At 62.4% G+C, this 20,947-nt stretch carries 17 protein-coding genes; 8 read left to right on the forward strand and 9 right to left on the reverse strand.

Annotation, left to right across the window (positions count from 1 at the left end; genetic code table 11):
* The first annotated feature begins 3 nt into the window (after positions 1-3).
* From M2360_RS07770 to M2360_RS07795, 6 genes are all read left to right on the forward strand, one after another.
* Positions 4-723: an ABC transporter ATP-binding protein gene (locus tag M2360_RS07770; protein ID WP_280774169.1), complete on the forward strand. Its 720-nt coding sequence runs from the start codon at positions 4-6 to the stop codon at positions 721-723.
* Positions 710-1,573: a branched-chain amino acid ABC transporter permease gene (locus M2360_RS07775; RefSeq protein WP_280774171.1), complete on the forward strand. Its 864-nt coding sequence runs from the start codon at positions 710-712 to the stop codon at positions 1,571-1,573. Before M2360_RS07770 ends, M2360_RS07775 begins: the two co-directional genes overlap by 14 nt.
* 7 nt (positions 1,574-1,580) lie before the next feature.
* A complete protein-coding gene (locus tag M2360_RS07780) occupies positions 1,581-2,696 on the forward strand; it encodes a branched-chain amino acid ABC transporter permease (RefSeq protein WP_280774173.1) in 1,116 nt (371 codons plus the stop codon).
* Entirely contained in the window at positions 2,689-4,443 is a 1,755-nt protein-coding gene (locus M2360_RS07785; protein ID WP_280774174.1) for an FAD-dependent monooxygenase, read from the forward strand. The genes M2360_RS07780 and M2360_RS07785 overlap by 8 nt, the downstream gene beginning before the upstream one ends.
* A gap of 9 nt (positions 4,444-4,452) precedes the next feature.
* Complete coding sequence (locus M2360_RS07790) at positions 4,453-5,331, forward strand: intradiol ring-cleavage dioxygenase (RefSeq protein ID WP_280774176.1); 879 nt, start codon at positions 4,453-4,455, stop codon at positions 5,329-5,331.
* Positions 5,332-5,482: 151 nt separating this feature from the next.
* Positions 5,483-6,613, forward strand: a complete 1,131-nt coding sequence (locus M2360_RS07795) for an ROK family transcriptional regulator (RefSeq protein WP_280774177.1) — start codon at positions 5,483-5,485, stop codon at positions 6,611-6,613.
* Between the two features lie 88 nt (positions 6,614-6,701).
* Here M2360_RS07795 and M2360_RS07800 read toward each other — a convergent pair whose 3' ends face one another.
* From M2360_RS07800 to M2360_RS07830, 7 genes are all read right to left on the reverse strand, one after another.
* Positions 6,702-8,840 carry a beta-galactosidase gene (locus M2360_RS07800; RefSeq protein ID WP_280774179.1) on the reverse strand — a complete coding sequence of 713 codons (2,139 nt, stop codon included), beginning with the start codon at positions 8,838-8,840 and terminating at the stop codon, positions 6,702-6,704.
* A 13-nt stretch (positions 8,841-8,853) separates the two neighbouring features.
* Complete coding sequence (ugpC, locus tag M2360_RS07805; protein ID WP_280774181.1) at positions 8,854-9,993, reverse strand: sn-glycerol-3-phosphate ABC transporter ATP-binding protein UgpC; 1,140 nt, start codon at positions 9,991-9,993, stop codon at positions 8,854-8,856.
* Between the two features lie 41 nt (positions 9,994-10,034).
* Complete coding sequence (locus M2360_RS07810) at positions 10,035-10,886, reverse strand: carbohydrate ABC transporter permease (protein ID WP_280774183.1); 852 nt, start codon at positions 10,884-10,886, stop codon at positions 10,035-10,037.
* Positions 10,887-10,888: 2 nt separating this feature from the next.
* A complete protein-coding gene (locus M2360_RS07815) occupies positions 10,889-11,770 on the reverse strand; it encodes a sugar ABC transporter permease (RefSeq protein ID WP_280774185.1) in 882 nt (293 codons plus the stop codon).
* Between the two features lie 55 nt (positions 11,771-11,825).
* A complete protein-coding gene (locus M2360_RS07820) occupies positions 11,826-13,085 on the reverse strand; it encodes an extracellular solute-binding protein (protein WP_280774187.1) in 1,260 nt (419 codons plus the stop codon).
* Between the two features lie 266 nt (positions 13,086-13,351).
* Positions 13,352-14,824, reverse strand: a complete 1,473-nt coding sequence (gene cysG / locus M2360_RS07825) for a siroheme synthase CysG (RefSeq protein WP_280774189.1) — start codon at positions 14,822-14,824, stop codon at positions 13,352-13,354.
* Positions 14,796-17,453 (reverse strand): nitrate reductase, encoded by a 2,658-nt coding sequence (locus tag M2360_RS07830; protein ID WP_280774506.1) that lies wholly within the window; start codon positions 17,451-17,453, stop codon positions 14,796-14,798. The genes cysG and M2360_RS07830 overlap by 29 nt, the downstream gene beginning before the upstream one ends.
* A 119-nt stretch (positions 17,454-17,572) precedes the next feature.
* Here M2360_RS07830 and M2360_RS07835 point away from each other — a divergent pair, with 119 nt between their 5' ends.
* Together M2360_RS07835 and M2360_RS07840 are read left to right on the forward strand one after the other, a co-directional pair.
* Positions 17,573-17,755, forward strand: coding sequence for a type II toxin-antitoxin system HicA family toxin (locus tag M2360_RS07835; protein WP_137154353.1), 183 nt, complete (start codon positions 17,573-17,575; stop codon positions 17,753-17,755).
* A 2-nt stretch (positions 17,756-17,757) separates the two neighbouring features.
* Positions 17,758-18,156 (forward strand): type II toxin-antitoxin system HicB family antitoxin, encoded by a 399-nt coding sequence (locus tag M2360_RS07840; RefSeq protein WP_280774192.1) that lies wholly within the window; start codon positions 17,758-17,760, stop codon positions 18,154-18,156.
* Between the two features lie 2 nt (positions 18,157-18,158).
* On the opposite strand, the gene nirD is transcribed toward M2360_RS07840, so the two are convergent.
* Positions 18,159-18,494: a nitrite reductase small subunit NirD gene (nirD, locus tag M2360_RS07845; protein WP_280774194.1), complete on the reverse strand. Its 336-nt coding sequence runs from the start codon at positions 18,492-18,494 to the stop codon at positions 18,159-18,161.
* A gap of 4 nt (positions 18,495-18,498) precedes the next feature.
* Entirely contained in the window at positions 18,499-20,946 is a 2,448-nt protein-coding gene (gene nirB, locus M2360_RS07850) for a nitrite reductase large subunit NirB (RefSeq protein ID WP_280774196.1), read from the reverse strand.
* Position 20,947 lies beyond the last annotated feature (1 nt).

The following is a 20,947-nucleotide window of genomic DNA, read 5'->3' on the forward strand; positions in this document are numbered from 1 at the left end:
GCGATGAGCCTGATCGAGACGAAGAACCTCATGGCTTTTTATGGCGACTTCCAGGCCCTGTTCGGCGTGAACATCATCCTTCATCCCGGCGAAACCATCGCCGTGATCGGCGCAAATGGCGCAGGAAAATCGACATTGATGCGCTCGATCGCCGGCGTGCTGCGCAACGAGCCGGGCGCGATCCTGCATCGCGGCGAGACGATCGGCGCGCTTTCCGCGCCGGATGTGATGGCGCGCGGCGTGGCGCTGGTGCCGGAAGGGCGGCGGCTGTTTCCATCGCTGACCGTCGAGGAAAACCTGCTCGTGGGGCGTCATGGCCGCAAGGTCGATGGCCCCTGGACGTTGGACGGCGTCTACCAGTTGTTTCCGATCCTGAAGGAAAGGCGATGCAAACCCTCGACGGCGCTGTCGGGCGGGCAGCAGCAGATGGTGGCGATCGGTCGTGCGCTGATGTCCAATCCGGAAGTGCTGCTCTGCGACGAACTCAGCCTCGGGCTGGCGCCGGTGGTGATCAAGGACATCTACGCCGCCTTTCCGCGCATCCGCGAGACGGGAGCGGCCATCGTCATCGTCGAACAAGATATCGCCCAGGCGCTGAAAGTCGCCGATCGCGTCTATTGCATGATGGAGGGTCGGGTGACCCTTGAAGGGCGGCCGGGCGAGCTCGATCGCGCCGACATTCACGCGGCCTATTTCGGAGCGGACACCCATGAACTGGCTTGACACCATTCTCCAGGGCATTCTGCTCGGCGGGCTTTATGCGTTGTTTGCGGCTGGGCTTTCGCTCGTCTTCGGCATCATGCGGCTCGTCAATCTCGCCCATGGCGATCTGATCGTGCTGGCGGCCTTCCTCATCCTCGTGCTCGTTTCGACGCTCGGGCTCAATCCGTTTCTGGCGGCGCTGATCGCCGCGCCCTTGATGTTCGGCGCCGGCTATCTCCTGCAATATCATCTGCTCAATCGCACGCTTGGCAAGGACATCCTGCCGCCGCTGCTCGTGACCTTCGGTCTATCCATCGTCATCCAGAACGGCTTGCTGGAAAGCTTCACCGCTGACAGCCGGCGCATTTCAGCCGGCGCCCTCGAACAGGCGTCGATCTCGCTCGGTGGTATCAATGCCGGCGTCATGCCGCTCATGACCTTCGCCTCTGCGATCCTGGTAATCGTCGGCCTCAATCAGCTTATCTACAAGACGGCGCTCGGTCGGGCCTTCCGCGCCACCTCCGACGATGTGGTGACGGCGGGGCTGATGGGCATCCGGCCCAACCAGATCTTCGCCATTGCCACCGGGCTCGCCATGGTCATCGTCACCATCGCCGCACTCTATCTCGGCACGCGCGCCAATTTCGATCCGACCTCGGGTCCCGCACGGCTGATCTACGCTTTCGAGGCGGTGATTATCGGCGGGCTCGGTTCGCTCTGGGGAACGCTGGCTGGCGGCGTCATTCTCGGCGTGGCGCAGACGCTCGGCGCCGCGATCAATCCGGAATGGCAGATCCTGTCAGGCCATATCGCCTTCCTGCTCGTTCTGTTGTTCCGCCCCCGGGGTCTCTTCCCCCGAGCCGTCGATTGAGGCTGAGATGACCGTCCAGACCGAAACCCTCCCGAAGATGACGAGCCGACCGCAAGCCTGGCGGGTCGAGACACGCACCCGCGTCTCCCTGCTGTTTTCGATCGCCGCGATCCTTTTCGTGCTGTTGCTTGCGCTGGCGCCGTTCCTCGTGTCGCGCGGCGTGGTCCAGGATCTGTTCTTTATTTTCACCATGCTGGCGCTCGCCCAATGCTGGAACCTGCTGGCTGGCTATGCCGGTCTGATCTCCGTGGGACAGCAGCTTTTCGTGGGCTGCGGCGCCTATGCCTTGTTCGGCTTCGTGATCCTGTTGGGCCTTGATCCCATCCTGGCGATCCCCCTTGCTGGCCTGTTCGCCATGCTCATCGCGCTGCCAACCGCCTTCTTCGCCTTCCGGCTCTATGGTCCCTATTTCGCCATCGGCACCTGGGTCATAGCCGAGGTCGGCCGGCTGCTTTTTGCGCAATGGAAAGCGCTTGGCGGCGGCACCGGCACGTCGCTGCCGCGCGAGGCGACGCGAGACATGTTTGGTGTGTCGCTGCTCAAGGATTGGTTTAGCATGCGGCCTGCCGCTGCCTCAGACGCGATCGCCTTCTGGCTGGCGCTTCTTGTGCTCGTGCTGACGATTGGCTTTGCCTATCGGCTGCTGCGCTCAAAGCAGGGCCTGGGGCTCGCAGCCGTGCGCGACAATGAGACGGCGGCGCGCGCGCTGGGCGTCGACGCCCGCCGGCTGAAGCTCGCGATCTACCTTTCGACCGCTTTCATCACTGGTCTCGTCGGCGCGCTGATCTATCTTCAGAAGGCGCGGATCTCGCCGGATGCAGCCTTCTCGCTCACCGACTGGACGGCCTATGTCGTGTTCATCGTGGTGATCGGCGGCATCGGCGCGATCGAAGGACCGATCCTTGGGGTGATCCTGTTTTTCCTGCTGCAGAATGCGCTGTCGAGCTACGGCTCCTGGTATCTGCTGCTGCTCGGCGCCATCGCCATCATCACAATGCTGTTTGCGCCCAAGGGCATCTGGGGTCTGATCACCGACCGCACCGGCATCGAACTCTTTCCGGTCCGCCGCACCTTGCGGGGCGGGTCGCTCGAACACATGGAAAAGGGAGGGCCTCATGGCTGACATCAACACCGACGTTCTGATCATCGGCACCGGGCCGGCTGGCTCCGCCACCGCCGCATTGCTTGCGAGCTACGGCCTGGAGCCGATGGTGATCAATCGCTACCGCTGGCTCGCCACGACGCCGCGCGCCCACATCACCAATCAGCGCACGATGGAAGTGCTACGCGATCTCGGCCGCGACGTAGAGGATGAGGCCTATATGTATGCGACCGAACAGGATCTGATGGGCCAGAACGTGTTCTGCACGGCGGTCGCCGGTGAGGAAATCGGCCGCATGCAGAGCTGGGGCAACCATCCGCTGTCGCGCGCTGAGCATCTTCTCTCTTCCCCCGGCCGGATGAACGATCTCCCTCAGACCTATATGGAGCCGCTGCTCTTCAAGACCGCCTGCTCGCGCGGCGCGCAGGCGCGCATGTCGACGGAATATGTGAGCCATGTGCAGGACGCCGAAGGTGTGACCACCACCTGCCTCGACCGTCTCACGGGCAAGGAATTCACCGTCCGCTCGAAATTCCTCGTCGGCGCCGATGGCGGCAATTCCAAGGTCGCCGAACATGCCGGTCTCTCTTTCGAGGGCAAGATGGGCGTGGCCGGCTCGATGAACATCCTGTTCGAATGCGATCTGTCGCGCTATGTCGCCCATCGCCCCTCGGTGCTCTACTGGGTGTTGCAGCCCGGCGCCGATGTCGGCGGCATCGGCATGGGTCTGGTGCGCATGGTGCGCCCGTGGAACGAGTGGCTGATCGTCTGGGGCTATGACATCAACCAGCCGGCGCCGGCTGTTGACGACGCCTTCGCCACCAAGGTGGTTCGCGATCTCGTCGGCGTGCAGGACCTGCAGCCGAAGATCAAGTCGGTCTCCACCTGGACCGTCAACAATATGTATGCGACGACCATGTCGAGCGGTCGCGTCTTCTGCATGGGCGACGCGACGCATCGCCATCCGCCGTCCAACGGTCTCGGCTCCAACACCTCGATTCAGGACGCGTTCAATCTGGCCTGGAAGCTCGCCATGGTCATTCGCGGCCAGGCTGGCGAGAGGCTGCTAGACAGCTACCAGGCCGAGCGCGCGCCGGTCGCCAAGCAGATCGTCACCCGCGCCAACAAGTCGATCGAGGAATTCGGTCCGATCTTCAAGGCGCTCGGCCTGCTCGATTCCGTCGATCCGGTGAAAATGCAGGAAAATATGGACGCCCGCTGCGACGACACCGCCGACGGCGAACGCCAGCGCGACGCGATCCGTCAGGCGATCGCCGCCAAGGTCTATGAATTCGACGCCCATGGCGTGGAAATGAACCAGCGCTACACATCCGGCGCCGTGGCCACCGACGGTCAGCCTGAACCGGCCTTCGAGAAGGACGCGGAGCTGCATTACCAGCCCACTACCTGGCCGGGCGCGCGGCTCCCGCATGTCTGGCTCTATGGCCCGGAGGGCGAGAAGGTGTCGAGTCTGGACCTGACCGGCCACGGCGTCTTCACGCTGCTGACCGGCATCGGCGGCGACGGCTGGGCTGCGGCCGCAAAAGCACTGTCGAAGGAGTTGGGCCTGCAGATTACGGTGCACAAGATCGGCCCGCGTCAGACCTGGCAGGATTTTTCCGGCGACTGGGGGCGCGCCCGCGAGATCCGCGATTCCGGCGCGCTCTTGGTGCGTCCCGACCACCATATCGCCTGGCGGGCGGATGCGGCGGTCGCCGATCCCGAAGGTGAATTGCGTCGCGTTCTCAAGACCATCCTGGACCGGTGAGGGCGCGACATGGACACGCATGAAAAGGGCTATTTCACCGAGGAAAATTCCGTCGAGGTGGTGACCGGCCGCAACGCCAACGCCAACAGCGAGCGGCTGAAGCAGGTGATGGAGGTCGTCACCCGCAAGCTGCATGAGGCGGTCAAGGAGTTGGAGCCGACCCAGGACGAATGGATGGAGGCGATCCTGTTTCTCACTCGCACCGGCCAGATGTGCAACGAATGGCGGCAGGAGTTCATCCTGCTGTCGGACGTGCTCGGCGTCTCCATGCTGGTCGACGCGATCAACAACCGCAAGCCATCGGGCGCGTCTGAAAGCACGGTGCTCGGCCCTTTCCATGTGGCCGACGCGCCGGAATTGCCGATGGGCGCCAATATCTGCCTCGACGCCAAAGGCGAGGACATGGTGATCTCGGGCCGCATCCTCGACACCGAGGGCGCGCCGATCGCCAATGCTGTCATTGATGTCTGGCAGGCCAATGACGAAGGCTTTTACGATGTCCAGCAAAAGGGCGTGCAGCCGGACTTTAATCTGCGCGGCGTCTTTCGCACTGGCGCCGACGGGACCTATTGGTTCCGGGCGGTGAAGCCGAAATTCTACCCAATCCCCGACGATGGCCCGGTCGGCCAGTTGCTCGGCAAGCTCGGCCGCCATCCCTATCGTCCGGCGCATCTGCATTACATCATCAAGGCCGAGGGGTTTGAGACGCTGATCACCCACATCTTCGACCCCGACGATCCCTATATCCATTCGGATGCGGTGTTCGGCGTCAAGGAAAGCCTGCTGGCGAAATTTGTCCGCCAGGCGGACGCGCAACGCGCTGCAGAGTATGGGTTCACGGCGGAATTCTGGGAGGTGAAGCACGACTTTGTGCTGGTGGAGGGATGAAAAGGGGCGCGGCGACTTCTAGGGTTGCCCACAAGCGCCTCCTTGTGGACGCCAAGTTTGCCTCGCAAGTTGGATAGCCTTTGCCTATGCTGGCTCCTCATCGGATATGCAGAGGGCCGACTTGAAAATCGATCAGAGAACAACTCGGGCGATGAACCGGCGCCTGATCCTCAACCTTGTCCGCAAGGAAGGGGCGCTCAGCCGTGCAGATCTGGCCAATGCGACGGGGTTGAGCCCGGCTGCGGTGACCTTCGTGGTCACCGATCTTCTTGCCGAGGGTTATCTCATCGAAGGTGAGACGGCGCCAGGCGGCGGCGGGCGGCGTCCCGTTCCCTTGTCGATCAATTACCGCGGGCGTTTGGCGATCGGCGTCAAAATGAATATCGGCTCGCTCGACTGCGTGCTGACGGATCTGTCGACATCCGTGATTTCCTCGCTCTCCGTCCCATTCGACAATCCTGCCCCGGAGACGGTGCTCGACGCGGCTGAGAATGCCATCCAGCGATTGTTGCGCGCCGCTCCGGAGCACGCCGGACAGTTGACGGGTGTCGGATTTTCGATGCCGGGCACGATCGACATGCCGGCGGGCGTCTGCGTGTCCAGCAATCGTTTCGGCTGGAGGGACGTGCCTTTTGCGAAAATGCTGCGCGACCGGATCGGCGCGCCCGTTTGGATGGAGGATGACACGCTGGCTTTTGCGCTGGCCCAGCATCTTTTCGGTCTTGGCAGCCAGCACGCCATCTTTCTGGCGCTTGCGGTGGGTGTCGGGATCGGCTGCGCGACCGTTGCAAACGGTGTCGTGCTGCGCGGCGCCCATGGACGGGCCGGCAAACTCGGCCATAACACCCATCGTCTGGAGGGGCCGATGTGCGAATGTGGCCGCGCCGGCTGTCTGCAGACGTTTCATTCGGTTCCGGTAATCGTCGACGCCTGGCGGCGCGGCAAGGGGCTTGGGGCTGAAGCGGACCGCTACAGCATGAAGGAAGCGGCGCTTCAGGGCGACGACCTTGCCTGTGGTCTTCTGCAGCAGGCAGGCGAAGACATTGGCGTTCATTTGGCCAGTGTCATCAATTCCACCGATCCCGAAATTGTGGTGGTCGGCGGCGAGGCGGTGACATTCGGCGATCTTCTCTTCGATCCCATGCGCAGAATGCTCGACCGCTATTGCTATACGCGAGCGCCCGCCATCATTCCGGACGAGCGCGAGCATTTTTGGGCGGCGGGCGCTGCCGCGCTCGCCATTCAGGGCCTCTTCAATTTCGAGATGGCCGACAGCGGCTGATGTGAGGCGGAATGTAAAGAGCGGCGGAGCCTAAACTCCGCCGCTGGAGTGACGGCGCTTGCGCGCCGCCTGGGAGAGCTCTTGAACCTCAGGCGTAGGACAGGACCGCCGCGCCATATTCCGAAAGCGTCAGCGCGCCCTCGATCTTTTCGCCGGTCAGCAGATCGATCGATTGCGGCAGGCCGGACACCTGCTTCGGCGTATCCGTCACATTGAGAACGAAGAGCAGCTTGCGATTATCGGCGCTTCTCAACGTCACTTCGACGCCTTCAGGCAGATCCGTGACCAGCGGCAGGGCGCCGGCTTCCGCCAGCACCGCCTCGGAAAGCGCTGCGACCAGCTCGTCGCCGAGATAGCTTCCGAGATAGACCACGCGGCCCTTGCCGACGCGGCGGCTGGTGATGGCGGGTCGTTCCTTGGCGAACCAGGCGTTCCAGGTTGCGAGCGCCTCGACGTCGCCTTCGGTTTCCAGCAACTCATAGAGATGCTCGGCCTCGATCTCGCGGCCGCTGATGGTCAGACTGTATTTGCGGTCGGCGGATGACGAAGGCAGAACATTGGGCGGGATGAACAGGCCATGCTCGATCGGGAAGCGCTGGAAAAGCCCCGCGCCGTCTTTCGCCGTGAGACGGCCGAATTCCTCGACGCGGACGCCGCAGAGATCGGCGAGCGCGCCGCCGGGAGCGAGTTCGCGAATGATGTGGTTGTTCTCGTCGCGGGTTCCGGTCATGGCGCCGACGATCAGCGTGCCGCCATTTTCGACGAAGGCGCGGACCTTGGGCGTCCAGGCCTGATCCCACATCACCCAATGCGGAATGTAGAAGACCTTGAGGCGGCTGAGATCATCCTCGGGATGGATGAAGCCGCAGGGAATGCCGGCCTTGTAGCAGTGGCGATGCAGAAGCGCGGCATCATCGATCGGGGAGGGCAGGCCGATCGGATAGGTCTTGTGCGCTTCCTGATTGTCGAAGTCTGCGCCGGCGATACCGACATCCATCGCCACGGTCGTGCCGAGAAGCTGGTCCTTGATACGGGCGATGTCGGAGGCGAACTGCCTGGCCTCCTGATAGCGGCGGCGGGGGACGTCGTCGTGATCGATGAGACCCATCCAGTAGATTTCCGCGCCGAAATGGGCGGGCCGCCAGCGGAAGAACATCAGGCCGTCGGCGCCGCGCGCCACCGACGACAACGCCATGCGGCGCATCTCGCCCGGTTCCGGCGTCATGGTGGTGAAAGACGGCTGGCTACCGAAGCCGGAGGCCTGTTCCGGCACGATGAAATTGCCCGAATAGCTGCGGCAGATATCGAGCTGCAGCGCCTGCGTTGCGCCGTGACCGCCGGTGCGGCGGAACTCGTCATAGAGCATCGGATAGATGTCGAAGCCGATGAAATCGAGGTCCTGGCCGAACTGGCCGCGGAAATCGATGTCCGTGAGATTGCCGAGATTGTGGAAGATGAACCAGTCGCTGTTGGTTTCGCGCAGAATCTGCACCTGATCATGCTGGAAAGCCGCTGTCGCATGCGCAAGGAACCGGTGATAGTCCTGCACATGGCCCGGGCTCAGGAAGGACGGCGCCATCGGAAGCGGCAGCACCACCTGATCGAAATTGTCGTAAGCCGTGGCCCAGAAATCGCCGCCCCAGGCGAAGTTCAGCTTGTCGATCGTCTGATATCTGTGGCGCAGATAATTGCGGAAGGCGAGCGCGCAGGAATCCGAATAGGATTCCGACACGGTCGTGTTGAGTTCGTTGTCGGTCTGCCAGCCCACCACATGCGGGTTGTCGCGGTAGTGTTCGGCAAGCGCGCGGGTGATGCGGCGGCTATGCTCGCGCAGCACCGGGCTGGTGGTGTCGGCGTGCTGGCGCGAGCCATGCGAGGCGCGGCGGCCGTTGCGATCGACGCGCAGCACTTCCGGATAATTCATCGTCAACCAACGCGGCGGCGTCGCCGTCGGCGTGCAAAGGATCGTCTTGATGCCGCATTCGGCCAATATGGCGATGGCGCGGTCGAACAGGTCGAAATCGAACTTGCCCTCATAAGGCTCCCAGATATGCCAGGCGAACTCGCCCATGCGCACGGTATTGAAACCGGCGTCGCGCATGCGTTCTGCGTCGCGCCGCCAATAGCTCTCGTCCACATGCTCAGGATAATGCGGGACGCCGAGGAGGAAATCGTCGAGGTTCAGGGTGCGCCAGACGGATAGCGGCGCGGGGGGCGTGCGTTTCATGATCTGCTCCGGATTATCGGGATTTGATTTCGGGCTTGGGAGGCGTGAGCGTGACCCCGTCGGGGCCGAAGAGATAAGCGTCGACCGGATCGAAGCCGATGGCGATGTCTGCATTGGGCGCGAGTGAGACGGCGGAGCCCAGCTGGATCGTCACATTGTGGGTGCCGGTGTCCGAACCGCTGGTCACGAGCGGCGAGGCGTCGGCATAGACGACGGTTTCGCGGCCGAGATTTTCGACCAGCCGCACCTGCGCCTTGCACCCGACCGGCTTGCCGCCGTCGATCTCGAAAGCTTCCGGGCGGACGCCGATGACGACTTTTTCGCCGCGCTTCAGCGCAGCGCCAGGGCGAAGGGCGATATCCATCGTGGGAAGGCCCGCCACCTGGACACGAGCATGTGTGGTCGCGATATCGATTGCCTGGCCCTGCATAAAATTCATGCGCGGCGCGCCGAGAAAGCCCGCGACGAACTGGTTGACGGGGTTGGCGTAGAGCGAGAGAGGGCTGCCGACCTGTTCGATCGCGCCCTTGTTGAGCACGACGATGCGGCTGGCCATGGTCATGGCTTCCACCTGGTCATGCGTCACATAGATCATGGTCGAGCCGAGCTCGGCATGTAGCGTCGATAGCTCCACGCGCATCTGGGTGCGCAATGCGGCGTCGAGATTGGACAGAGGCTCGTCGAACAGGAAGACGTCGGGCGAGCGGGTGATCGCGCGGCCGATGGCGACGCGCTGCCTCTGTCCGCCCGACAATTGCTTGGGCCGCTTGTCGAGCTGTTCGGTGATGCGCAGGATCTCGGCTGCGCGGCGGACTGCGGCGTCGATTTCCGCCTTCGGGCGTTTGGCCATGCGCAGGCCAAAACCCATGTTCTCGGCGACCGTCATATGCGGATAAAGCGCGTAGGACTGGAACACCATGGCGATGCCGCGATCGCCGGGCTCCGCCGTCGTGACATCCTTGCCGCCGATCATAATCTTGCCGGTCTCGACGGTCTCGAGACCGGCGATCGTCTTGAGCAGCGTCGATTTTCCGCAGCCCGACGGGCCGACCATAACGATGAACTCGCCCTTTTCGATGGTGAGACTGATGGATTTCAGGGCGTGATAGTGGCCGTAATGCTTGTCCAGCCCGATGAGTTCGACGCTGTTCATGGAGTTCTCGCTCGATAAAGTGTTGGGGGCGGGGCGGGCGATCATCCTTTGACCGCTCCCATGGTGAGACCGGAGATGAAGTGTTTCTGCATCAGAAAGAACATCAGCACAGGCGGCACGGCGACGAGGATGGTGGCGGCCGACACGATATTCCACTGCGACACCCATTCGCCGCGGAGATTGGACAGGCCCGCCGTCACCGGCTTCACCGCGTCCGACTGCGTCAGCACGACGGCCCAGAAATAGTCGTTCCAGATGAAGGTGAAGACGAGGATGGCGAGCGCGGCCAGCGCCGGCCGCACCAGCGGCGCGACGATGTGGACCAGTGTCTGCCAGGGCGATGCGCCTTCGGCGCGGGCGGCCTGGAAGAGTTCGTCCGGCAGTGCGGCAATGAAATTGCGCATGAACAGCGTGGCGAAGCCAGTCTGGAAGGCGACGTGGAACAGGATCAGCGCCCAGAAGGTGTCATAGAGACTTGTCGCGACCATCAGGTCGCGGATCGGGATCATCATGATCTGTTGCGGCAGAAAATTGCCGCCGACGAACAGCGCGAAGATCGCCATGGCGCCCCGGAAAGGATAGCGCGACAGCACGAAGCCCGTCATGGTCGACAGCACCAGCACCGCGATGGTCGAGGGAATGGTGATGATCAGGCTGTTGATGAAATAGTCGAGCATCTTCGACTGCTGGAAGACCGCCGCGTAATTCTCGAACCACATCACCTTGGAGGGCCAGCCCCAGTAGTTGCCGGCCATTACATCGTCAAACGACCGGAATGAGGTCATGACCACGGCAAAGAGCGGCAGGAGCCAGAGGACGAGCACGAGTGCGACCAGCGCGCCATAGCTGAAGCGAGCGAACGGACGATTTTCCGGGATTGGACGGGGATACATGGTCACGCTCCTTTCTCGGCCCTGAGAAGGCCGCGGAGATACCAGGCGATGAACACCGCCATGATCAGGAACAGGATGGTGGCGATGGCCGCGCCATAACCAAAGCGATAGGAAAACAGCGACTGCTCATACATCTGATAGGCCAGCGTGGTGGACGAGCCGAAAGGGCCGCCCGCGGTCATGACCGAAATGGCGTCGAAGGAGCGCAGGGCGCCGACAATCGTGATCGCCACCGCGATGAAGGCGACCTGGGTCAGTTGCGGCAGCACCACATGCCAGAGCATTGCGAGACCGCGCGCGCCATCGACGCGGCCGGCGCCGATCAGTTCCTCGTCGAGATTGTTAAGACCGGCCAGAAACAGCACCATGCAGAAGGCGACTTGCGGCCAGAGCGCCGCGCCGACCACGGCGAAGGTCACGAGATTTTCGTCCGACAGCAGCGCCGGCGCCTCGGCGCCGAAGGCGCGAAAGAGAATGGCGAGAAGGCCAAAAGTCGGGTCATAGAACCAGGTGAAGATGACGCCGACGGTGACGGTTGCGAGCACGAGCGGCATGAAGAACAGCGATTTCATCAGCCGCATGCCGGCGATCTTCTGGTTGACCAGAAAAGCGATGGCGAGGCCTGCCGGCGGCGCGAGCAGAAACATCAGCAGCCAGATGAAATTGTTTTTCAGTGACACGTAGAACTGGGGATCATCGAGCAGTTCTCGATAATTGGCGAGGCCAATCCAGGACTTCGGTCCCATCCCGTCCCAGTCGAAGAACGAGATCCAGAATGTCTCGATCGACGACCAGATGATCACCACGAGAAACAGCAAAAGGCCAGGCGCAAGCAGGAGCGCCGGCGTGAGCCAGTTGCGATGGCGTCGCCACCAGTTGATCATTGTAAAGTCTCCTCGAAGGCGGGAGGCGTTGAGCCTCCCGCAAGTCGCGAACGCCTCAGCCGTAGATACGGGCGCGGGTGCGTTCGATCTGGGCGAGGATCTGGTCGCGGCGCTCAGGCTTGACCATGAATTCCTGGAAGCCCTTCATGCCCGCCTGGGCGAGATCGGGATCGCTGTCGCGATCGTAGAACTGCGACGTTCCCTTGACGGATTTCAGCGCCTCGAGCGACATCTTCAGGATCGGATCGTCGCTGACCGGGCAATCGCTGCGGGCCGGCACATTGCCTTCCGGCGCGAGATAGGCGCCAAGATTTTCGGGCTTGTAGAAATAAGCCAGGAATTCCTTGGCGGCGTCCTTGTTCTTGGCGCCCGAGGGGATGTGGATGGAGTCGACCGAGAAGTCCTCGTATTGATCGACGCCATCTTTCATCTTCGGGAAGGGCTTGAAGCGCACCTGGCCGAGATCTTCCGCAGGGAACGCGTATTTGATGAAGTTGCCGAGATCCATCATCGCGGCCTTCTTCTGCACCAGCGCCGCTGCAGCCGGATCCCAGGAATAGGACGTATGGTTGGGCGAGAAGAAGTCGGCCTTCACCAGGCGCTCCCACTGGTCGAACACCTCTTTAAGCGAACCGTCGGTGTATTTGATCTTGCCGGCCATCAGATCCATGTGGTGTTCAAGGCCGTTGACGCGCAGGTTCATGTGATCAAACCAGCCGCCGGCGGTCCACATGTCCTTGGTGCCGATGGTCATCGGCGTGAGACCCGCCTTCTTGGACTGTTCGGCCAGCGTGAAGAAGTCCTCGAACGTTTCCGGCGCCTTCAGGCCGAACTGGTCGAACGTGTCCTGGCGATAGAACAGACCCCAGAGAATGCCGCCGGTGGGCAGGCCGTACTGCTTGCCGTTGACGGTGACCGCGCTCATGGAGCTGCCCATCGGGCCAGCCCAGTTTTCCCTGGCGATCAGATCGGAGATGTCCTCGAACAGGTTCTTCTCGACGAAGGACCGCATGCGCTGGCCCGAGAACCAGAAGCAGACATCCGGCGGGCTGGCGACGAGATAATTGCGGATCGCGGTCTTATGCGCCTCGTGATCCATATTGTTGACGGTGACGGTGACGCCTGCCGCCTTGCCGAAATCGGCGGCGATCTTTTCGACAGCCTTGCGCTGGTCGGCGTTGCCGCGATTGGAAATGATGGTCAGTTGCCGCGCTTGCGCGATGGCCGGCGTAAACAAAGTCGTGGATGCGACGGCGCCCATGCCCGCAATGAAGGCGCGGCGCGTGGCGCGCAATGTGCTCAGATCGGATGTCATGTCTCTCTCCTCCGCCAGGAACCTCATCCTAGCGGCGGCAAATCATCAGAAAGGGTTGTCGCTGTCAAACATTAATTTATTAAATAAATTAAATGACTCGCGCTTGGCGGCACTGATCGAGCAGCGCATCCGGGATGCGGCGGCGCATGACACGGAAAGACGTCAACAGTCAGCCTGGCCCCGGAAAAGGCTGGCAAGGTCTCGGCAAAACGCTCCGGAACGCAAGTTGAGCGGCCCCGAACCGGACAGCAAGCATATCGCTCCATTCACATATGGCGCTGTATCTGCTTGTTTTGTCTCTGATCCTCTTTGCCATAGGCGACTGCGACGGCGGCGAAAACCTCTCCGACGCCGATCAACACGGGTTGATCGACGCCGATGGCGCGCATGGCGTCGGGAAGGCTTGCGAGCGCTCCCGCCCAGCGGCGCTCCGTTGTTCGGCTGACCGACGACATCACCACCACCGGCGTGTCGGCTGGCATGCCGCCCTCGCGCAGACGTTGCTCGATCCGCCCCGCCATGCGGCCGCCCATGTAGAACACGGTGGTCTGGTTGGGTGACGACAGCGACGGCCAATCAAGGGTCTTCGGCAAGTCATGGTGGCGCGAATGAGCTGTTACGAACCGAACCTGCTGGGCGTGATCGCGATGGGTGAGCGACGTCTTGAACGCAGCGGCCATGGCTGAGGCCGCAGTGACGCCGGGCACGACTTCCACTTCTATGCCCTCCCGTTGCAGCCTGAGGATTTCTTCCCCCGCTCGCCCGAATATCATGGGGTCGCCCGATTTGAGACGCACCACGCGCTTGCCGGCCTTGGCGAAGCGCACCATCATGTCGTTGATGTCATCCTGGCGACAGCTTTCGCGTCCGCCTCTCTTGCCAACCAAGAAGCGTTTCGCCTCACGTCGGGCAAGTTCCAGCACTTCCGGCGAAACGAGGTCATCAAAAAGGATGACGTCTGCGGCTTGCAAGGCGCGCATGGCCTTGAGCGTCAGCAGTTCGGCGTCGCCTGGGCCGGCCCCAACCAGCGTCACCGAGCCGACGGTCGCCGTTGGGGAAACATGGTCCAGAGACGATAGAAGGCGATGCGTCGCGTCTTCGTCCGGCGGTTCATTCGTCGAAAGGCTTCGGGCGGCGAAACGCTCCCAGAACAGGCGGCGGCTCAGGCCTGGCGGCAGTCTGTGGCTGACAGCTTTGCGAAGCGATTGCGCAAGCTCGGCCCATTGTTTCAGCGCTGGCGGAAGAAGCGTTTCGATCCGCTGGCGGATGGCCTGAGCCAGCACCGGCGCGGCCCCATCGGTGGAGATCGACACGATAACCGGCGAGCGATTGACGATGGAGCCGAACTGAAACTGGCAGAAGGCCGGCTTGTCGATCACGTTGACGGGGACGCCCGCCGCCCGCGCGGCGCAAAAAAACGCGCGCGCTTCTTCATCGCCATCAAGGTCAGCGAGGGCCAGCGCGGCGCCGGCGAAAATGTCGAAGCGCCAGGGATGCGCATGATGCCTGATGTCGGGCCGATCGAGCAGGGAGGCCATGGAATCGCTGAGTTCGGCCGTCGAACAGTAAAGATCGACCACGGCGCCGCAGGCCAGCAGGAGTTCCGTTTTCCATGCCGCGCCTTCGCCGCCGCCGGCCATGACCACGCGCTTGCCCGCGAGGTTCCAGAAGACCGGCAGCTTGGCCAGGGGTTCGATACGCGGCGCGGTGTCATTCGGCGGCAAGGATATGGATCGCATCGAGAATCCTCCTGATGTCAGGGCGGCATGAGCCGCAATTGGTTCCAGCGTTCAAGGCCGCGCCGATGGCCTCCACCGATCGGCAGCCGTCTTGCGCGGCAGCGTGTATCTCGTTCACGCCGACCGAAAAACAGGAGCAGACGATCGCGCCCTTGTCCGGCGTTCCGGCCGTTGGCCGACCGGCGATCAGCATGGAGCGCGCGTGGAAATCCGCATGGCGCTCGGTCAATTGTCCGGCGACCCATTGGCGTGAGACTTCGACGGGCCCCGGGGCGGTAAACAGGGCGGCGGCCAGTTGCTCGCCCTCAAAAGCGAGTAGTCGATGATCCCCCGCCTGCCTGTCATGATAGCCGGAAAGGTCATGATTTCCATTCAATCGCAGAGTTTGGCGCAGCCAGGCTTCCCAGCCATCGGCGGGTGGATCGCCCGCGAACTCCAATCGATAGCCGCCTTGCGTCTTCGCGATGGCCCAATAGGAAAACGGCAAGTCGATGGGACGTCTGGACGACACCAGAAAGCCATACGCCTCTGGCCGATAACGGCTCACGGAAACGCGCGCCATCTTCAAAGCTGGCTGACCGGAGATCGGATCGACGTGGGACGGGACGAGACTGTCGACCCGCGCGCTCGGCGCCGTCTCTCCAGTCCAATGCATCGGAACGAAGACCGAGCCGCGTATCTGGCGGTCGGTGATCAGCGCGCGGACAATGATCGAAACGCCTCCGGCGTTGTGAACGCTGACGAGATCGGCGTCGCCGATATCGTGATTGCGCGCATCGAGCGGATGGATCTCGCAAAACGGTTCGGCGATATGGGCGGAAAGACGCGGACTTTTGCCCGTCCGAGTCATCGTGTGCCACTGGTCGCGGATACGACCGGTGTTCAGCGTGAAGGGATGACGATGGTCCAACTCTTTCCGCGCCGCAGCGTGAACAGGCGTGAGTCGGGCTTTGCCATCGGCCGTGAAGAAACGCCCATCCGCGAAAAACCGGGCGCGAGGCTGTTCATTCTTCGGACAGGGCCATTGGAATGGCGCGAGGCTCTCATAGGCCTGTTCATCGATATCCGCATAGGCGCCGATGTCGAAATCGCGTTTCTCCCCGTTTTCGAAGGCGGACAACGCCGCGTGTTCCAGAAAGATCGCGGAAGGCGAGGCGTAGTCGAAAGCCGAGGTGAAACCCATGCGTTTGCCCACTTCCGCCAATTGCCTCCAGTCCGGTTGCGCTTCTCCGGGCGTCGCCAGAAAGGCCCGCTGCCTGGAGATTCGTCGTTCGGAATTCGTCACTGAGCCTGATTTCTCGCCCCAGCCGGCGGCCGGAAGCAAGACATGTGCGAGCCGGGCCGTATCGGTGTTTGTCTGGATGTCGGAAACCACCACGAAAGGGCATGATTGAAGCGCCCCGCGCACGAAGTTCGCGTCGGGCATGGATACGACAGGATTGGTGGACATGATCCAGATCGCCTTGATGCGTCCGTCCGCGACCGCTTTGAACATGTCGACCGCCTTGAGGCCGGGCTTGTCTGCCATTGTCGGCGCGTTCCAGAAGCGTTTCACCAGATCTCTGTGCTCGGGATCTTCGATCGCCATATGGGCGGCGAGCATATTGGCGAGCCCGCCGACTTCGCGTCCGCCCATGGCGTTCGGCTGGCCGGTGAGCGAAAACGGCCCCATGCCCGGCCGGCCGATGCGGCCTGTGGCTAGATGGCAATTGATGATGGCGTTGACCTTGTCCGTTCCGGAAGCCGACTGGTTGACGCCCTGGCTGTAGCAGGTGACGACGCGTTCCCGATCGCGGAACAGGCGGAAGAACTGGCGCAGCGCCAGAGACGACAGGCCGGTGGCCTCAGTGATCTCAGTCATATCGAGCCGCCCGGCCGCGACCAACGCCTCGCCGATGCCCGATGTGTGGTTGCCCACGAACTCCTCGTCGACGCCGCCGTTTTCCGCCAGATAGCTGAGCAGCCCGTTGAAGAGTGCGACGTCGCCATCCGGAAGCAACTGAAGATGCATGTCGGCGATGTCGGAGCTCGCTGTCCGGCGAGGGTCGATGACGACGACCTTCATCATGGGCCGGCTGGCTTTCGCTGCCGCCAGGCGCTGGTAGAGCACCGGGTGGCACCATGCCATGTTCGAGCCGACGAGAACCACGAGATCAGCCAGTTCGAGATCTTCATAGCAACCCGGCACGGTGTCCGAGCCGAAAGCGCGGCGATGGCCGGCGACCGAAGACGCCATGCACAGCCGCGAATTGGTGTCGATATTCGCCGAGCCGATGAAACCTTTCATCAGCTTGTTGGCGACGTAGTAATCTTCGGTCAGCATCTGCCCGGAAATGTAGAAGGCGACCGCGTCCGGCCCATGCTCGGCGATGGTCTGGCGGAAGCTCCAGGCGACGAGTTCGAGGGCCTCATCCCAGCTCTTTCTCACGCCGCCGACTTCCGGGTAGAGCGCCCGCCCGTCGAGATCGAGCGTTTCGGCCAGCGCCGATCCTTTGGAGCAGAGCCGACCGAAATTGGCCGGGTGCTCCGGATCGCCTTTTACGCTGACGCGACCGTCTTCCTCCACTCGAGCAATGACGCCGCAGCCGACGCCGCAATAAGGGCAGGTTGTTTTCACATCATGCGGCATAGGAGTTTTTTCCATAACGTGCCCTGAAGGGCGGGGGCTGCCGAACGTCTTTGGTTCCCGCGACTAGTTGCATCACTTGATCTGAGTGTGTATATAAATGCGCATCAAAAGAGGCGTTCATGGAGTGCGACAGCCGAAAGATCATCCAGCGTCTCAAGGACGACGGTTTCGAGCTGGTGGCGGTCAAGGGATCGCACCACAAGTTCCGCAAGGACGGTCGAACCGTCATTGTCCCCCACCCCAAGAAGGACCTGCCCATCGGCACTGCGCGCAGCATTGCCCGGCAGGCAGGATGGATATGACCATGCGCAGCTATTTCGCCCTCGTTCACAAAGACCCGCAATCGGCGTTCGGGATCGCGTTCCCTGATCTTCCGCAGGTGTTTTCGGCGGCGGACGAGGAGGCGGATATTATCGGCAACGCCATCGAGGCGCTGCAGCTCTGGGCGGAGGACGAAACCTTGCCTGACGCCTCGTCCCTGGAGGCGATCCTGGCGCGCGACGATGTGCGCCAGGAGCTGGCCGAGGGCGCGTTTCTGATCCGCATTCCGTTGATTGAGGATGACAGCCGCATCGTGCGCGCCAATGTCACGTTTGAAGCCGGCACGCTCAGAGCCATCGACGAGACGGCGGCGCGGCGCGGGCTGACGCGTTCTGCCTTCCTCGCCAGTTGCGCCCGCAAAGAGATCGAGGCGGCGAGCTGACATCATTCCGCCGCCATCATCACGGGTGTAAGTCGGATCGACAGACGTCCGTCGATGTTGCGCACCGGCATGGTGCGGACCGCGCCGTCATCCGCGCCGAGCGCTTGGCCGCTTTCAAGCGAAATCACCCAGTTGTGCAGCGGGCAGGTGACGGATTTGCCATGCACGATGCCCTGGCTGAGCGGCCCGCCTTTGTGCGGGCATTGATCCTCGATGGCGAAAACCTCGTTTTCGGCCGTGCGGAAGACGGCGATCTTGCCTTGCGGCGTCTTCACACAGCGGGCGCCGCGTAGCGGAATGTCGTCGATATGGCCGATGGCGATCCAGTTGCTGTCCATGATCTCACTCCGCCGCCTGATGGAAGCCGATAGTCGCCATCGGCTTGAACTCGTGCTTGTCCTTGCCGGAGACGCGTTCCGACCAGGGATCGACCTGGGCGAATGTTTGGCTGAAGACGAAGCGGTCGAAATAGGCGCGCCGCTTGTCGTGATCCGCCATGATCTGCCGGCGGATCTCGTCATGGCCGATGCGTTTTGCCCATTTGTAGATGCGTTCGAGATAGCGCCCCTGCTCGCGATACATCTGCGTCAGCGCCACGATATGCTCCAGCGCCTCGTCTTCGGTCTTCACGAGGCCGAGAATATCGGTGCCCTTGATGTCGAGCCCGGCGGCGCCGGCAAAATGGATCTCGAAGCCGGAATCCACGCAGATGACGCCGATATCCTTGCAGGTCGCTTCCGCGCAGTTGCGCGGACAGCCCGATACGGCGAGCTTGAGCTTTGCAGGCGTCCAGGAGCCCCACATGAATTTTTCGATGCGGATGCCGAGCCCGGTCGAATCCTGCGTGCCGAAGCGGCACCATTGTTCGCCGACACAGGTCTTCACCGTGCGCAGGCCCTTGGCGTAGGCCTGGCCGGAGATAAAACCGGCCTTGCCCAGATCGGCCCAGACGGCGGGCAGATCTTCCTTCTCGATGCCCAGGAGATCGATGCGCTGGCCGCCAGTGACCTTCACAAGCGGTATCTCGAACTTGTCGACCACGTCGGCAATCGCGCGCAATTCCGCAGCGTTGGTCACGCCGCCCCACATCCGCGGCACAACCGAATAGGTGCCATCCTTCTGGATATTGGCGTGAACGCGCTCATTGACGAAACGCGACTGGTAGTCGTCGGCATATTCGTCTGGCCAATCGCATACGAGATAGTAGTTGAGCGCCGGTCGGCATTTGGCGCAGCCGCAGGAGGTTTTCCACTCCAGCTCCTGCATGACGGCCGGAATTGTCTTCAGACCCTTGGCCTTGATCAGCCGGCGGACATCGTCATGACCCAGCTCCGTGCAGCCGCACATCGGGGTGACAGCGGCGGGATTATAGGCGTCGCCCAGCGTCAGCGACATCAGCTGTTCGACAAGGCCGGTGCAATTGCCGCAGGAGGCGGAGGCCTTGGTGTGGGCGCGGACGCCGTCGAGCGTCGTCAGGCCCTTGGCCGTGATCGCCGAGGTGATCTTGCCCTTGCAGACGCCGTTGCAGCCGCAGATTTCCGCATCATCCGGCAAGGCTGCAACGGCCGCCATAGGGTCCAGCGGAGCGCCCCCCTGAAACGACTGGCCGAAGATCAGGGTTTCGCGCATGGCCGAAACATCGGTTCCGCGCTTCATCAGGTCGAAGAACCAGGAGCCATCCGCAGTATCGCCATAGAGCACGGCGCCGAGGATCTTGTTGTCCTTGAGCACGAGGCGCTTGTAGACGCCGGCCGAGGCATCGCGCAGCACGATCTCTTCCCGATCCGGCGCCTCCGCGAAGTCGCCGGCGGAGAACAGGTTGATGCCGGTAACCTTGAGCTTTGTATTGACGACGGAGCCATGATATTCGGATGATCCGCCGGTCAGCCGATCGGCGAGAACCCGGGCTGCCTCATAAAGCGGCGCAACCAGGCCGTAGCACGTCCCGCGATGTTCCGCGCATTCGCCGAGCGCGAAGATATTGGGGTCCGAGGTCATCATGCCGTCATCGACGACGATGCCGCGGTTGACGGCGAGACTTGCGTCCTTGGCGAGGCTGGACGCCGGACGAATGCCGACCGCCATCACCACCATGTCGCCCGAGATGACGCGGCCATCCTCAAGCTCGATGCCCTCGACCTTTTCTGCGCCGAGGATCTGCTTGGTGTTGGCTTTGGTGATGATCTCGATGCCGCGTTCGGTCAGCGCCTTTTCGAGCAGATAGGCCGCAGCCGGGTCGAGCTGCCGCTCCATGATCGTCGGCATCAGATGGATGACTGTGACCTCCATGCCCTGGCGCTTCAGGCCGTAGGCGGCCTCAAGCCCGAGAAGCCCCGCGCCGATGACGATCGCACGCCCCTTGCCCTTGGCGATCTCCAGCATCTTCTCGACGTCGTCGAGGTCGCGGTAAGCCAGTACGCCGGGCAATTGATGGCCGGGAACCGGGATGATGAACGGCAGCGACCCCGTGGCGATCACCAGCCTGTCATAGGATGCCGTCACGCCGTTGGCGGCGGTGACTGTCTTGGCATGCCGGTCGATCTCGGTGACTTTCGCCCCCTTGTTCAGGGTCACGCCATGGGCTGCGTACCAGGCGTCGTCATGGATGACGATGTCCTCATAGGTCTTTTCCCCGGAGAGAACCGGCGAAAGCATGATGCGGTCATAATTGACCCGCGGTTCGGCGTTGAAAATGGTCACCTCGAACAGGCCCGAGGCTTTTTCGAACAGCTCTTCCAGCATACGGCCGGGGGCCATGCCATTGCCGATGATCACAAGTTTTTGCGCCATG

Origin of the sequence: Rhizobium sp. SG_E_25_P2, from assembly GCF_029892285.1 — a bacterium.
In the GTDB taxonomy this organism is placed as follows: Bacteria; Pseudomonadota; Alphaproteobacteria; order Rhizobiales; family Rhizobiaceae; genus Rhizobium_E.